This is a genomic window from Micromonospora sp. NPDC050200 (genome assembly GCF_040656135.1).
Taxonomy (GTDB): Bacteria; Actinomycetota; Actinomycetes; order Mycobacteriales; family Micromonosporaceae; genus Micromonospora.
The window spans coordinates 21,189-34,593 of record NZ_JBFALG010000042.1; the positions used below are offsets into that span (position 1 = coordinate 21,189).

A 13,405-nucleotide genomic window follows, 5' to 3' on the forward strand; every position below is an offset into this window, starting at 1 on the left:
CGCCGACCCGGCGCGCGGGCCGGGCAGATCCGAACGGGTGCGGGGTGGCGGGTCAGGCGGAGAAGTCGTGCTCGCCGAACGGGCCGACCACCGCGAGGGACATCGGCCGGCTCAGCAGTTCGGCGGCGAGCGTGTTCACGCCCGACAGGGTGACCGCGTCGACCCGGGTGAGCAGCTCGTCCACCGGCATCAGGTCGCCGTAGAGCAGCTCCCCCTTGGCCAGCCGGCTCATCCGCGAGCCGGTGTCCTCCAGGCCCAGCACGAACGAACCCTTCGACATGCCCTTGCCCCGGGCCAGCTCGGCCTCGGTGATCCCCTCGGCGGCCACCCGGGCCAGCTCGGCGCGGGTCAGCTCCAGCACCTCGTCCACCTTGCCGGGGGCGCAGCCGGCGTAGACGGCGAAGAGGCCGCTGTCGGCGTACTGGCTGGCGTACGAGTAGACCGAGTAGGCCAGGCCCCGCTGCTCGCGGATCTCCTGGAACAGCCGGCTGGACATGCCGCCGCCGAGGACGTTGTTGAGCACGCCGAGGGCGAAGCGCCGCTCGTCGGTCCGGTCGATGCCGGGGCAGCCGAGGATCACGTGCGCCTGCTCGGACTCCTTCGGCTCGACCAGAGTGGTGGCCGGTCTGGTGCGTACCGCCGGGGTGGCCGGCCGGTGCGTGCCCGGCCGCCCCTCCGGATCGGTGTCCAGCGGGGTGCCGCGCAGGGCCTGGCGGACCAGCTTGACCACGGTGGCGTGGTCGAGGTTGCCGGCGGCGGCGATGACGATCTGCGGTGCGGTGTAGCGGCGCCGGTAGAAGCTCTGGATCTGCCGCCGGGTCATCGGGGTGACCGTCTCCTCGGTGCCGGAGATCAGCCGGCCCAGGGGGTGGTCGCCGTAGACGGCGCGGGCGAAGAGGTCGTGCACCTCGTCGCCGGGCTCGTCGTCGTGCATCGCGATCTCTTCGAGGATGACGCCGCGTTCGGTCTCCACGTCGACCGCCTCGAGCACCGAGTCGGCGACCAGGTCGCACATGACGTCGATCGCCAGCGGCAGGTCCTCGTCCAGCACGCGGGCGTAGTAGCAGGTGTATTCCTTGGTGGTGAAGGCGTTGGTCTCGCCGCCCACCGCCTCGATCGCCGAGGAGATCTCCAGCGCGTTGCGCTTGTGGGTGCCCTTGAAGAGCAGGTGCTCCAGGAAGTGCGCGGCGCCGGCCTGCGGGCCGGTCTCGTCCCGGGAGCCGACCGCCACCCAGATGCCGAACGAGACGCTGCGCATCGCCGGGATCGCCTCGGTGAGCACGCGCAACCCGCTGGGCAGCACGGTACGGCGTACCGTGCCGCCCAGCGGATCGTCACTCAGCGTACGGGTGACCGCCCGGCCCGACCCGGCGCGACCGGGTTGCGTCCCGGTGACGTGCCGGCCGGCGCCGGACGGTCCCACCCCCCGTCGACCCGCAGGAAAAGACGAACGCTGGGCCCGACTCACGGAAACCTGCTCTCACTTCGACGAGGGGTGGGGTGGGACGAGCCGGCCGGGTGACGACGTTCGTCGTCACCCGGCCGGGTGATGCTCAGCTGTGCCGGGTCCGGCGGCGCGGACGCTCGCCGCCCTCGCCACCCTCGCCGCCGCCCGGGCCACGACCGCCCCGGTCGCCGCCCCGCTCGCGGTCACCGCGGTCGCGCGGACCCCGGTCGCCACCCCGGCCGGCCGGACGCTCACCCTCGGCGGCCTCACCGGCGGCCGGCGCCTCGGCGCCCTCCGGGCGGACCTTGTCCAGGTAGATCTTGCCCCGGGCGTCGATGTCCGCGATCTCGACCTCGACCTTGTCGCCGACGTTGAGAAAGTCCTCGACCCGCTCGACCCGCTTGCCGTCGCCCACCTTGGAGATGTGCAGCAGGCCGTCACGGCCCGGCAGCAACGAGACGAACGCGCCGAACGCGGCGGTCTTGACCACCGTGCCGAGGAACCTCTCGCCCACCTTCGGCAGCGTCGGGTTGGCGATCCCGTTGATCCGGTCGACCGCGGCCTGGGCCGACGGGCCGTTGGTCGCGCCGACGTAGATCGTGCCGTCGTCCTCGATGGAGATCTCGGCGCCGGTCTCGTCCTGGATGGCGTTGATGGTCTGGCCCTTCGGGCCGATCACCATGCCGATCTTGTCGACCGGGATCTTCACGGTGGTGACCCGCGGCGCGTAGTCCGACATCTCGGCCGGACCCTCGATCGCCCGCTGCATCACGTCGAGGATGGTCTGCCGGGCGTCGTGCGCCTGCTGGAGCGCGGCGGCCAGCACGTCCGACGGGATGCCGTCGAGCTTGGTGTCGAGCTGCAGCGCGGTGACGAAGTCCCGGGTGCCGGCGACCTTGAAGTCCATGTCGCCGAACGCGTCCTCGGCGCCGAGGATGTCGGTCAGCGTCACGTACTGGGTCTTGCCCTCGACCTCGTCGGAGATGAGGCCCATGGCGATGCCGGCGACCGGCGCCCGCAGCGGCACACCGGCCGAGAGCAGGCCCAGCGTCGAGGCGCAGACCGAGCCCATCGAGGTGGAGCCGTTGGAGCCGAGCGCCTCGGAGACCTGCCGGATGGCGTACGGGAACTCCTCGCGCGCCGGCAGCACCGGGATCAGCGCCCGCTCGGCGAGTGCGCCGTGGCCGATCTCGCGCCGCTTCGGCGAACCGACCCGACCGGTCTCACCGGTCGAGTACGGCGGGAAGTTGTAGTTGTGCATGTAGCGCTTGGACTTCTCCGGGGAGAGGGTGTCCAGGGACTGCTCCATGCGCAGCATGTTCAGCGTGGTGACGCCCAGGATCTGGGTCTCGCCGCGCTCGAACAGCGCCGAGCCGTGCACCCGGGGCAGCACGCCGACCTCGGCGGTCAGCGGACGGATGTCGCGTGGGCCGCGGCCGTCGATGCGGACCTGCTCGCGCAGCACCCGGTTGCGGACCTCGGACTTGGTCAGCGACCGGAAGGCGGCGCTGAGCTCCTTCTCCCGGCCCTCGAAGCGACCGCCGAGCTCCTCGGCGACCCGGGCCTTGACCCGGTCCAGGGCCTCCTCGCGGTCGTGCTTGCCGGCGATGGTGAGCGCCTCGGCCACGTCGGCGCGGGCCAGCTCGGCCACCGCCGCGTACACGTCGTCCTGGTAGTCCAGGAAGACCGGGAACTCGGCGACCGGCTTGGCGGCCACCTCGGCCAGCTCGCTCTGCGCCCGGCACAGCTCGCGGATGGCCGGCTTGGCGGCCTCCAGGCCGCTGGCCACGACCTCCTCGGTCGGGGCGGGGGCACCGCCGGCGACCAGCGCCACGGTGCGCTCGGTGGCCTCGGCCTCGACCATCATGATCGCGACGTCGCCGTCGGCCAGGGTGCGGCCGGCCACCACCATGTCGAAGGTGGCCCGGGCCAGCTCCTCGATGGTCGGGAAGGCGACCCACTGGCCGTCGATGTGCGCGACCCGGGTCGCCCCGATCGGGCCGGAGAACGGCAGGCCGGAGAGCTTGGTCGACATCGAGGCGGCATTGATCGCCACCACGTCGTACGGGTGCTGCGGGTCGAGCGCCAGGACGGTCTCGACGACCTGGACCTCGTTGCGCAGGCCCTTGACGAACGACGGGCGCAGCGGCCGGTCGATCAGCCGGCAGGTGAGGATGGCGTCCTCGCTGGGGCGACCCTCGCGGCGGAAGAACGAGCCGGGGATCCGGCCCGCGGCGTACATCCGCTCCTCGACGTCGACGGTCAGCGGGAAGAAGTCGAACTGCTCCTTCGGCTGCTTGCCGGCGGTGGTGGCGGAGAGGACCACCGTCTCGCCCAGCTGGGCGATGACGGAGCCAGCGGCCTGACGGGCCAGCCGACCGGTGGAGAAGGTGATCTCACGGGTGCCGAAGGCCCCGTTGTCGATCACGGCGGTGCGGGATTCGGTGCCGAGGTTGGTCTCGGTCATGGTGCTGTCGTGCTCCTTCGCGTCGGGGGCCCACGACACGGGAGCTGCTCAGACGGCCGGTCTTCGATCGAAGCGCCCGGGGGCCGGCGTGATGCCGGGGTGCCCGGAGGCCACTACCGGAGACCGGTGCGCTGACCGGCTCCCTCTCGGGTGGTCGAGCGGCCCTGTTCTTCAGTGGTACCGGAACGGGGGAGCGGCCGCAGGCCGCTCCCCCGTCACGTCACCGGCGCAGACCGAGCCGCTCGATGAGCGACCGGTAGCGGTTGATGTCCTTCTTCTGGACGTAGTTGAGCAGCCGGCGGCGCCGGCCGACCAGCAGCAGCAGCCCGCGGCGGCTGTGGTGGTCGTGCTTGTGCACCTTCAGGTGCTCGGTGAGCTCGGCGATCCGCTTGGTGAGGACCGCGACCTGCACCTCCGGCGAACCGGTGTCGCCCTCGGCGGTCGCGTACTCCGTGCGGATCTTGGCCTTGGCTTCCTGGTCGAGCGCCATGTTCTCCCTGTTTCGATGGGTTGATCACTGGTGTCCGTCGAACCGGTCAGGAGACCGGAACGGACCGGTACCTCGCACCCGCGGCGTCGTGCAGGCACGCGAGGCCCCACGTCGGTCAGCCGACGTCCCCGCCAGACTACCAGCCCACCCCGGTACCGCCCGGTCAAGGGCCCGCGACGCGGCCGGCGGTGCGCTCAGCCGACCACCCGGCGGGTCCGCTCGACGTCCTCGGCGATCTGCGTCAGGAGGGGCTCGATCGAGTCGTACCGACGCTGCTCACGCAGGTGCGCGACGAAGTCCAGGGCCAGCCGCTCGCCGTACAGGTCGCCGGAGAAGTCCAGCGCGTACGCCTCCACCCGCCGCTCGCGGCCGGAGAAGGTCGGGTTGGTGCCGATCGACACCGCCGCGGCCAGCGGCTCCCGCTGCCCCCGGCGCACCAGCCGCGCGGCGTACACCCCGTCGGCGGGGACCGCCGCGTGCCGGTGGCAGAGCAGGTTGGCGGTGGGATAACCCAGTTCACGTCCGCGCTGGTCGCCCCGGACCACCACCCCCTCCAGCCGGTGCGGGCGGCCGAGCGCGGCGGCGGCCGCGGCCACGTCGCCGGCGTCGACGCAGGAGCGGATGTACGTCGAGGAGAAGACGGTGCCGGCCTCGGCCACCAGCGGCGCGCCCTCCACGCCGAAGCCGAAGGTGCGGCCGAGCCGTTCCAGCAGGGCCACGTCACCGGCGGCCCGGTGCCCGAAGCGGAAGTTGTCCCCCACCACCACCAGCGCGGCGTGCAGGTGCTCGACCAGGATGTCGTGCACGAACGCCTCGGCCGGCAGCCGGGAGAACTCCGGGGTGAACGGCACCACGCAGAGCACGTCGACGCCGAGGGACTCGACCAGCTCCGCCTTGCGGGCCGGCTCGGTGAGCACGGCGGGGTGCGAGCCGGGGCGCACCACCTCCGCCGGGTGCGGGTCGAAGGTCACCACCACGGACCGCACGCCGAGTTCCCGGGCCCGGGCCACGGCGTGCCCGATGGTCGCCTGGTGCCCCTTGTGCACGCCGTCGAAGACGCCGATGGTGACGACCGAACGCCCCCAGCCACCGGGCGCCGCGTCGTACCCCCGCCACCGCTGCATGCCGCTCCTCCCCTGCTTCCCCGGGCCTCGCCGGGTGCCCGCGCCGGCCCCGCGACCGGCGCACCCGCCACCGCCGTCAGGCCGGGGCGAGCACGATCTCCGCGCGGGCCCGGCCGTCCCGCTCGCTGACGATAGCGATCAGGCCGCCGTCGGGACCGAAGACGGCGTACGGCCCGGCGATGCCGGCCGCGTCGAGCGGCCCGCCGTGGGAGAGCACCTTCGCCTCGTCCGCGCCGGCCTCCCGGCGCGGGAAGAACCGGTCGGCGGCCGCGTCGAGCGGCAGGTTGACCACCTCGGGCGCGCGCTGCTCCAACTGCTCGAGGGTGGCGGCCTCGGCGAGGCGGAAGCCGCCCACGGCGGTGCGCCGCAGCGCGGTCAGGTGCCCACCCACCCCCAGCGCCAGGCCCGCGTCCCGGGCGATGGCCCGGATGTACGTCCCGGACGAGCAGGTCACGTCGATGTCCACGTCCAGCACGTCGGGGGTGTCCCGGCGCACGGCCAGCACGTCGAGGCGGGAGATGGTGACCCGCCGGGCGGGCAACTCGACGCTCTCGCCCTCGCGTACCCGCTTGTACGCCCGCTGCCCGTTGACCTTGATGGCGCTCACCGCGCTCGGCACCTGGTCGACCTCGCCGGCGAGCGCGGCGAACGCCGCCCGGACCGCCTCGTCGGTCAGCTGACCGGCGGCAGTGGTGGCGATCACGTCGCCCTCGGCATCGTCGGTGACGGTGGCCTGGCCGAGCCGGACCGTGGCGGTGTAGCTCTTGCCTGCGCCGATCACGTACGTGAGCAGCCGGGTCGCCCGGCCCACCCCGATCACCAGCACGCCGGTGGCCATCGGGTCGAGGGTGCCGCCGTGCCCCACCCGCCGGGTCCTCGCCAGCCGGCGGATGCGCGCCACCACGTCGTGCGACGTCATGCCGCCCGGCTTGTCCACCACGATCAGACCGTCACCGCTCACGACCGCCAAGCCTGCCAGACGGGGTCGCGCGGGCCGCCACCGCACGGCACAATGCCGTCGCGTCCCCGCCACCGTCCCGGGAGTCCCGATGACCAACCCGCCTTCCCACAAGCATCGTGCCCGGGTCGACCTGCCCGAGTGGATGCGCAACCCCGAGCCGCCCCGCCGCACCCCGGGCCGGCTGCTCTCCGAGCTGGTCGACCGGACGCCGGTGCTGCGGGAGGTGCGGCGTGCGGTGTGGCGGTGGCGGGAGCACACCCGGTTCAGCGAGCGGCACCCGGTGCTTGCGGCAATCGTGTCGTTCGTGTTCGTCGCGGCCGCCGCCACGGTGCTCGTCGCGGGCGCGGTCTACATGTTCGGCAGGATGCGCGAGGGCACCCTCTGAGCGGGCCGGGCGCGGCGTCCCGGGCGAGGTCCACGGCTCCGGCGTCCCGAGGAAATCGGACAGCGCCGCCGAGGTGTGGGGTGCGAAGATCATGCGCCTCTTCCCCGCCCAGCTCAGGGACCGCACGATGACCGACGACCAGCCGTCCACCTCCGCCGTCACCCGGGACCCGTACGCCGTCGCCACCGCCGACGAGCCGATCCGGGTGCCGTCCTGGATGCGGGAGCCGGAGACGGAGCACGAGCTGACCCGCGGGGAGCGGCTGCGGCTGACCTGGGAGACGCACAGCGGGAAGGTGCTCGGCGCTGTCGTCGCGCTGGTCGCCCTGGCGCTGGTCACGCTGCTGGGCATCGGTGGCGTCAGCTTCGTCCAACGGGTCCGCGATGGCGAGTCGCCCATCCCGGGACGGGCGGCCACCCGGCCTCCGGCCCCCCGGCCGACCGACGAGAGCGGCAACAGCCTCGGCCCGTACGTCGCCACCCCGGCGGAGTCGTTCGCCGAGGGCGAGGCGGCGATCGTCCTGCCCGCGGCGAGGGCGACGGGGCCGTTCACCGCGAAGCAGGTAACCGACGGGCTGGCCGCGGTGAAGCGAGCGATGGTCGAGGGCCGGTTGGCGCCCCGGATGCTCCGGGGCGAGCCCGATCTCTTCCTCGCCCAGCTGGCCCCGGACGCTCGGGACGACATCCGGGCGGACCTGGCCGACGGCGCCAACCTCGGCTACGCCACCCGGATCACGGACGAGGCCGACCCGGGCCTGAAGCCCGGGGAGAGCGTCCGGGCACGGGGCACGCTGGAGTACCGGGCGACCACGGTCTCCGACGGCGTCCGGGTGCTGGAGATCACCACCCGGCACATCTGGGTCTACCCCTTCGACCTGTGGCTGCCGCAGCAGTACCCGCCGGGCGCGGAGCTGGTCACCGTCCGGGACCAGGTGGTCTGGCAGCTGCCGCACCCGGACGACGTGCGTCCGGCGGCCCGGGGGCTGTGGATCGACACCGCGGACGTCACCCTCCAGAACGCCAGTTGCGCCGCGCTCGAGCACGGGTACCTGGCACTGGCGGGGAAGGAGCCCCTCCGGCGACGAACCGCGCCGGCGCCCACCGGTGACGTCTACGACGAGGGCTGGCGCGCGGGCGAGGGCGAGGACTGCTGAGGCGGCGACGCGGGGCGCTTTCAGCCCGGTACGCCGAGCGGGTCAGCGGACCGCGCCGACCACCGCCCACCCGCCGGAGCGCAGCCGCAGCAGCAGCGCGACCAGCCGGATCACGATGAACAGGGCCAGCCCGGCCCAGATCCCGCCGAGCCCGAGGTCCAGCCCGTGGGCGAGCCAGATCGCCGGCAGGAAGCCGCCGAGCGCCGCCACGATGGTGAGATTGCGCAGGTAGCGCACGTCCCCGGCGCCGATGAGCACGCCGTCGAGGGCGAAGACCACCCCGGCCAGCGGCTGCATCGCCACGAACCAGGGCCAGGCCACCATGGCCTGCTCGCGTACCTGCGGGTCGGAGCTGAACCACGACGGCACGACGCCGGCGCCGGCGGCGATCAGCACCGCGAAGCCGATGCCGCAGACGCTGCCGAGCAGCACGAACCGGCGGGCGAGAGCCCGCGCCCCGGCGGCGTCGCCGGCACCGAGCGCGGCGCCGATCAGCGCCTGGGCGGCGATGGCGAGGGCGTCGAGGACCAGCGCGGTGAAGAACCACAGTTGCAGGGCGATCTGGTGGGCGCCGACGGCGGCGGCGCCGAACCGCGCGGCGACCGCGGTGGCGGAGAGGAAGCTGGCCTGGAACGCCACGCCCCGGACCAGCAGGTCACGGCTGAGCACCAACTGCTGCCGGATCAGCCGGGGCCGGGGCCGCAGGGAGACCCGCTCGCGGACCAGCGCCGCGGCGAAGAGCGCGCCGGAGACGGTCTGGGCGACGGCGTTGGCCACCGCCGAGCCGGCCAGGCCGAGCCCGGCGGGGTACACCAGCAGCGGGCACAGCACCGCGGAGAGCAGGTTGGGCGCGAGCACGAAGACCAACGGACGGCGGGTGTCCTGGATGCCGCGCAGCCAGCCGTTGCCGGCGGCGGCGAGGAGCAGCCCCGGCGCGCCGAGCGCCGCGATCCGCAGCCACTGCGCGGCGGCGCCGGCCACGTCGTCACCACCGCCGGCGAGGGTACGCGCCAACGCCCCGCCGCCGACCTGCATCGCGAGCGCGACGAGCACGCCCGCCCCGAGGGCGAGCCAGGACGCCTGCACGCCCTCGGTCACCGCCGCCGCCCGGTCGCCGGAGCCGAACCGCCGGGCCACCCGCCCGGTGATCCCGTACGCGAGCACGGCGCCCAGCCAGGCGGTGAGGGTCATCACCGTGCCGCCGACGGCAAGCGCGGCGAGCGGCACCCGGCCGAGGTGCCCGACGACGGCCGTGTCGACGAGCACGTAGAGCGGTTCGGCGGCGAGCACCACCAGCGCGGGCAGGGCGAGGGCGGCGATCCGGCGCGGCGGCGCGATCACGGATCCGGTGCGGGCTGGTCGGCTCATCGTCGCCGATCCTGGCACGATCAGCGTAAGGGATGCAATATCTTCCGCTGCTTACTTCACCCACCCCCCGGCCGGCGCTGCCTGGTCCGTTCCCGCCAGGTCCGCCAAGTGCTCACCAGCCCTGGCCCGGCACTGGCATCACTGTCGGTAATGGGTCGCGCGGCGCCGGCCGGAAGGGCGGCGTCCACGCCGTCCGCCGGCTGGACGGCTCGCTGTCCTGTTCGCCGCCGCCTTGTTCCCTTACGCCACCGGGCACGCCACGGACCGTCAGCAACCGGGTGGCCGGCGGTCCGGGGGTGCGCGACGGTCAACCGGTCGGCAGGTCGTCCCGCCAGCGCCGGACCTGGCGGCGGCTGCGCAGCCGGACGACCGGCAGCTCCGGTGCGTGGGCGGCGACCGCGGCGAAAACCCGGGGCCGGGACCGGCCGGGGTAGCGCCAGATGTAGGGCAGGAAGTTCAGATCGAGCCGTTCGGGGCAGCCGGCCGGCAGGTCGGGACGGCCGGCGGCGCGGCGGTCCCAGCGGCGGCGGACGACCCGGGCGAGGCAGAGCGGCCAGGGTAGGTCGACCAGCACAAGCAGGTCGGCGTGGGGCAGGCGGAGATCGAGGGTGGCGGCGTAGTTGCCGTCCATCACCCAACTCTGGCCGGCGGCGAGCGCGGCCACCTCGGCGCGGAAGGCCGCGTCGTCGGCGGGGGCCCAGCCGGGTCGCCAGTAGTGCTGGTCGAGGTGGATCAGGGGCAGGTCCAGCCGGCGGGCCACCGCCCGCGCGAGGGTGCTCTTGCCGGCGCCCGAACTGCCGACGATCAGGATACGGCGCACCGCAGGACTGTAACGGAGCTGCCGCCGGGCTCAGGCCTCGTACGCGAGCGAAGAGCCGGGCCGAGGGGCGGTGACGTCGGCGACGCGGGACGCCGACGACGTCACCGCCGGTCGGACAGCGTCACTGACGGGTGTCCATCGAGGTCTGCAGGGCGCGCCGCATCTGCTCGCGCGCCTCCTCGGTGGTCTCGGGCTTGGGCCTGGTCGCCATGGGAGTTCCCTTCCAGGGTGCGGACCACCGGGGACGGCGGCCCTACGGGCGGTCCTGCTGAGCGCCTGGCGGGCGGTCCGGGATCACCGGAGCGGCTCGCCTGGCGGCGTGAGCCCGGGTCGGTCTGACCCTGGAGGGAGGCAGCGCCGGGTGTGGCACCACCGCCCACGACCTGCGTCGCGTCGCGGCGCCGGGTCCGTTTCCCAAATTAACGTTCAGGTCCACATGCTGCCCACAGTTCCCGCCATCTGGACGGGACGGCAGCCGGCGCGCTCAGCGGGCGAGGAAGTGCCAGCCCAGCCACCACCAGAAGCCGAACATCCCGATCCGGCCCACCGGAACCGGCCCGACCTCGTACCGCATCACGTACGCGCAGACGTCCCCGAGCGACGGCACCCGCGAGCCTCGGCGGCGGGAGGCCCACTCGACCGTGGCGAAGAGCAGCAGGGCGGCCAGGAAGCCGGCGATGGCGAGGATGCGCATCATCGCCGGACCAGCCCCCAGAACGCGGCCAGCCAGCCGAACCAGGCGGCGGAGCGGACCAACTCGTCCGTGAGCAGCGGATCCGCCAGCCGGGAGAAGGTGGGGAACTCGTCGCCGACCGACAGCAGGAACGTCGCGCCCTCGAAGACACCGAAGACGGCCACCGGCAGCACCCACCAGAGCGCACCCCGCCCGAGCCGGCGCGGCGCCGGTCGGCGGGGCACCCGGTTGCCCAGCCCCAGCCAGATCAGCGCGCCGCCGGTGCCCAGGATCCACAGGTCGGCCTGCGCCGAGAAGGACGGCAACTGCCCACCGACCAGGGAGAGGCAGGCCAGCACCGGCACCGTGACCACCGGACGGTCCCAGGCGCGCGGCAGGTCGACGGTGAGCTCGGGGGGCTGCTCCATGCTCCGATTCTCCCCGCGCTCACACCGAGTGGGAAGACCGCCACCCTCGGCAGTCGCCCGCAGCTCAGCGGGCGATCAGCGCGCCGTCGAGCTCGGCCCGGATCGACCGCACCACGTCCTCGGCGCCGCCCGCCCCGGTGAACCCGGCCGCGAACCGGTGGCCACCGCCGCCCAGCGCCACCGCCACGGCGCTCACGTCCACCGCGCCCTTGCTGCGCATGGAGACGGCCCACTCGGCGGGGCCCACCTGCTTGAGAACGCAGGCCACGTCGGCCTCGGCCGTGCACCGCACCGAGTCGATCAGCGACTCCAGCACGTACGGCCGCTGGTCGTGCCGAGCCAGGTCGTCCAGGGTCGCGTACGTCCAGACCAGGCCGTGCCCGGCGGCGGCTGTCGGCTCCAGCCGGGCCCGGCCCAGCACCTCGCCGAAGAGCCGGACCGCGCCGAACGGCCGGGTGTCGAAGACCCGGCGGGAGATGTCACCCGGGCGGATGCCGGTGGCCAGCAGCCGCGCCGCCAGCTGGTGCACCGCGGGGGTGGTGGCCTCGAACCGGAACGACCCGGTGTCGGTGGTCAGCGCGACGTAGAGGCACTGCGCGATCTCCGCGTCCAGCGGCACGTCGAGCCGGGTGAGCAGTTCGTCGGCGACGACCGAGGTGGCCGCGGCCCGCGGGTCCACCAGGTGCACCCGGCCGAACCGGGTGTTGGAGGCGTGGTGATCGAGGACCAGCGCCTCGCCGGCGGTGTCGAGGCGGTCGGCCAGGTCGCCCAGCCGGGACTCGCTCGCCGCGTCGAAGCAGACCACCAGGTCCGGATCCGGGTACGCCCGGGGCGCCGGCACCAGCAGGTCGAGCCCCGGCAGCCAGCGGAACGGCTCGGGCACCTCGGGCGGCCCGGGGAAGGTCGCCTGGAGGTGCCGTACGCCGAGCCGGCGCAGCCCCAGCCCGAAGCCGAGCATGCTGCCCAGCGCGTCGCCGTCCGGGTTGACGTGACAGATCAACAGCACCCGGGCGTCGGCCGGCAGCCGGCGTACCGCCGCGACCGCGGCGGCCCAGTCGGACTCGGCCGGGCCGGGGTGCGCCGGCCCGGTGAGCAGGTCGCCGGCCGCGCCCGGGGTGCCGGTCACCGCCGGTCCGTGGCCGACGGGGCGCCCTCGTCGGTGTCCTCGGTGTCCTCGGTGTCGTCGTCGTCCTCGTCGAGCCGGTACGGCTGGGCCTCGCCCGCGTACTTGGCCTGGGCGGCCAGCCGCTGCACCTCGGCGTCGGACTGGCGGGCCGCGGCGAGCAGGTCGTCGATGTGCTTGACCTGGTCCTGCACGTCGTCGAGGACGAAGGTCAGGGTCGGCGAGTGGCGCAGCCCGAGCGCCTTGCCGACGGTGCTGCGCAGCATGCCCTTGGCGCTCTCCAGGGCGGCGGCGGTGCTGGCCTGGGCGGCCGCGTCACCGAGCACCGTGTAGAAGACCGTGGCGTCGCGCAGATCGGCCGTGATCCGGGCGTCGGTGATGGTGATCATCCCGAGCCGGGGGTCCTTGATCTGGCTCCGCACCACCGACGCGACCAGTTCGCGAATACGCTCCGCGTGCCGGCGTACCTTGGCCGGATCCGTCATCTCCCCCACCTCCAGGGCGTTCTGCTCCCGGCCGGTACGACGGCGCGGGGCACCGTCGGGACCGACCGCCCAACATGTCGAACACTACCCGCGCGGCCAGGCCGGTCGCGCGGCACCGCCGGTGGCGACGGCCACCCCCGGCGTCAGTCGTCCTCGCCGTGCAGCCGACGGCGCACCGACAGCAGCTCAGCCTCGGGGCGCCCGGCCACCAGGCGCTCGCAGGAGTCCAGCACCTCGCTGACGTGGGACGCCTCGGCGGCCACCACGGCCACCCCGATCTCGGCCCGGCCGTGCAGGTCGAGCGCGCCCACCTCGGCGGCCGACACCTCGAAGCGGCGCAGCGCCGCCACGATCGGTCGTACATATGATCTCTTCGCCTTGAGCGACCGTGAGTCGCCCGGCAGCAGCAGGTCGAAGACCGCGGTTCCCATATACATCGCTCCGGACGATACGGACACCCCCGGACATGATCAAGGGGTTT

General features: G+C 73.9%; 14 protein-coding genes. 2 read left to right on the forward strand and 12 right to left on the reverse strand.

Going from position 1 to position 13,405, the window contains the following annotated elements; genetic code table 11:
- Window positions 1–52: 52 nt before the first annotated feature.
- The 5 genes from AB0I41_RS24335 to truB all read right to left on the reverse strand — a co-directional run bounded on the left by AB0I41_RS24335 (window position 53) and on the right by truB (window position 6,489).
- Window positions 53–1,342 (reverse strand): pitrilysin family protein, encoded by a 1,290-nt coding sequence (locus tag AB0I41_RS24335; RefSeq protein ID WP_357111836.1) that lies wholly within the window; start codon window positions 1,340–1,342, stop codon window positions 53–55.
- A gap of 211 nt (window positions 1,343–1,553) precedes the next feature.
- A complete protein-coding gene (locus AB0I41_RS24340; protein WP_357111839.1) occupies window positions 1,554–3,914 on the reverse strand; it encodes a polyribonucleotide nucleotidyltransferase in 2,361 nt (786 codons plus the stop codon).
- Window positions 3,915–4,134: 220 nt separating this feature from the next.
- Complete coding sequence (gene rpsO, locus AB0I41_RS24345) at window positions 4,135–4,404, reverse strand: 30S ribosomal protein S15 (protein ID WP_109804764.1); 270 nt, start codon at window positions 4,402–4,404, stop codon at window positions 4,135–4,137.
- Window positions 4,405–4,598: 194 nt separating this feature from the next.
- Complete coding sequence (locus AB0I41_RS24350; protein WP_357111722.1) at window positions 4,599–5,528, reverse strand: bifunctional riboflavin kinase/FAD synthetase; 930 nt, start codon at window positions 5,526–5,528, stop codon at window positions 4,599–4,601.
- A 76-nt stretch (window positions 5,529–5,604) separates the two neighbouring features.
- Complete coding sequence (gene truB, locus AB0I41_RS24355; RefSeq protein ID WP_357111725.1) at window positions 5,605–6,489, reverse strand: tRNA pseudouridine(55) synthase TruB; 885 nt, start codon at window positions 6,487–6,489, stop codon at window positions 5,605–5,607.
- A gap of 88 nt (window positions 6,490–6,577) precedes the next feature.
- Here truB and AB0I41_RS24360 point away from each other — a divergent pair, with 88 nt between their 5' ends.
- Together AB0I41_RS24360 and AB0I41_RS24365 are read left to right on the forward strand one after the other, a co-directional pair.
- Window positions 6,578–6,874, forward strand: coding sequence for a hypothetical protein (locus tag AB0I41_RS24360; RefSeq protein WP_357111727.1), 297 nt, complete (start codon window positions 6,578–6,580; stop codon window positions 6,872–6,874).
- 91 nt (window positions 6,875–6,965) lie between these two features.
- A complete protein-coding gene (locus tag AB0I41_RS24365; RefSeq protein WP_357111730.1) occupies window positions 6,966–8,027 on the forward strand; it encodes a hypothetical protein in 1,062 nt (353 codons plus the stop codon).
- A 42-nt stretch (window positions 8,028–8,069) separates the two neighbouring features.
- Here the strand turns inward: AB0I41_RS24365 and AB0I41_RS24370 are convergent, their stop codons facing one another.
- The 7 genes from AB0I41_RS24370 to AB0I41_RS24400 all read right to left on the reverse strand — a co-directional run bounded on the left by AB0I41_RS24370 (window position 8,070) and on the right by AB0I41_RS24400 (window position 13,361).
- Window positions 8,070–9,395 carry an MATE family efflux transporter gene (locus AB0I41_RS24370; RefSeq protein ID WP_357111733.1) on the reverse strand — a complete coding sequence of 442 codons (1,326 nt, stop codon included), beginning with the start codon at window positions 9,393–9,395 and terminating at the stop codon, window positions 8,070–8,072.
- Between the two features lie 307 nt (window positions 9,396–9,702).
- Window positions 9,703–10,215: an AAA family ATPase gene (locus tag AB0I41_RS24375; RefSeq protein WP_357111736.1), complete on the reverse strand. Its 513-nt coding sequence runs from the start codon at window positions 10,213–10,215 to the stop codon at window positions 9,703–9,705.
- Between the two features lie 484 nt (window positions 10,216–10,699).
- The gene (locus AB0I41_RS24380; protein ID WP_357111842.1) at window positions 10,700–10,909 is read right to left on the reverse strand and encodes a DUF6186 family protein; all 210 of its coding nucleotides are present in this window, start codon (window positions 10,907–10,909) and stop codon (window positions 10,700–10,702) included.
- Window positions 10,909–11,316: a hypothetical protein gene (locus AB0I41_RS24385; RefSeq protein ID WP_357111739.1), complete on the reverse strand. Its 408-nt coding sequence runs from the start codon at window positions 11,314–11,316 to the stop codon at window positions 10,909–10,911. Before AB0I41_RS24385 ends, AB0I41_RS24380 begins: the two co-directional genes overlap by 1 nt.
- A gap of 64 nt (window positions 11,317–11,380) precedes the next feature.
- On the reverse strand, window positions 11,381–12,412 hold the full coding sequence (locus tag AB0I41_RS24390) for a bifunctional oligoribonuclease/PAP phosphatase NrnA (RefSeq protein ID WP_357111845.1): 1,032 nt from the start codon (window positions 12,410–12,412) through the stop codon (window positions 11,381–11,383).
- 26 nt (window positions 12,413–12,438) lie between these two features.
- Window positions 12,439–12,924 carry a 30S ribosome-binding factor RbfA gene (gene rbfA, locus AB0I41_RS24395; RefSeq protein WP_357111742.1) on the reverse strand — a complete coding sequence of 162 codons (486 nt, stop codon included), beginning with the start codon at window positions 12,922–12,924 and terminating at the stop codon, window positions 12,439–12,441.
- Between the two features lie 143 nt (window positions 12,925–13,067).
- Window positions 13,068–13,361, reverse strand: coding sequence for a DUF503 domain-containing protein (locus AB0I41_RS24400; protein ID WP_357111745.1), 294 nt, complete (start codon window positions 13,359–13,361; stop codon window positions 13,068–13,070).
- Window positions 13,362–13,405: the final 44 nt, after the last annotated feature.

What these genes read in the sequence shown, in the direction of transcription:
- AB0I41_RS24340 (WP_357111839.1), bottom strand. Translation starts at nt 3,914, where the DNA reads ATGACCGAGACCAACCTCGGCACCGAATCCCGCACCGCCGTGATCGAC.
- rpsO (WP_109804764.1), bottom strand. Translation starts at nt 4,404, where the DNA reads ATGGCGCTCGACCAGGAAGCCAAGGCCAAGATCCGCACGGAGTACGCG.
- AB0I41_RS24350 (WP_357111722.1), bottom strand. Translation starts at nt 5,528, where the DNA reads ATGCAGCGGTGGCGGGGGTACGACGCGGCGCCCGGTGGCTGGGGGCGT.
- AB0I41_RS24360 (WP_357111727.1), top strand. Translation starts at nt 6,578, where the DNA reads ATGACCAACCCGCCTTCCCACAAGCATCGTGCCCGGGTCGACCTGCCC.
- AB0I41_RS24365 (WP_357111730.1), top strand. Translation starts at nt 6,966, where the DNA reads ATGCGCCTCTTCCCCGCCCAGCTCAGGGACCGCACGATGACCGACGAC.
- AB0I41_RS24370 (WP_357111733.1), bottom strand. Translation starts at nt 9,395, where the DNA reads ATGAGCCGACCAGCCCGCACCGGATCCGTGATCGCGCCGCCGCGCCGG.
- AB0I41_RS24380 (WP_357111842.1), bottom strand. Translation starts at nt 10,909, where the DNA reads ATGCGCATCCTCGCCATCGCCGGCTTCCTGGCCGCCCTGCTGCTCTTC.
- AB0I41_RS24385 (WP_357111739.1), bottom strand. Translation starts at nt 11,316, where the DNA reads ATGGAGCAGCCCCCCGAGCTCACCGTCGACCTGCCGCGCGCCTGGGAC.
- rbfA (WP_357111742.1), bottom strand. Translation starts at nt 12,924, where the DNA reads ATGACGGATCCGGCCAAGGTACGCCGGCACGCGGAGCGTATTCGCGAA.
- AB0I41_RS24400 (WP_357111745.1), bottom strand. Translation starts at nt 13,361, where the DNA reads ATGTATATGGGAACCGCGGTCTTCGACCTGCTGCTGCCGGGCGACTCA.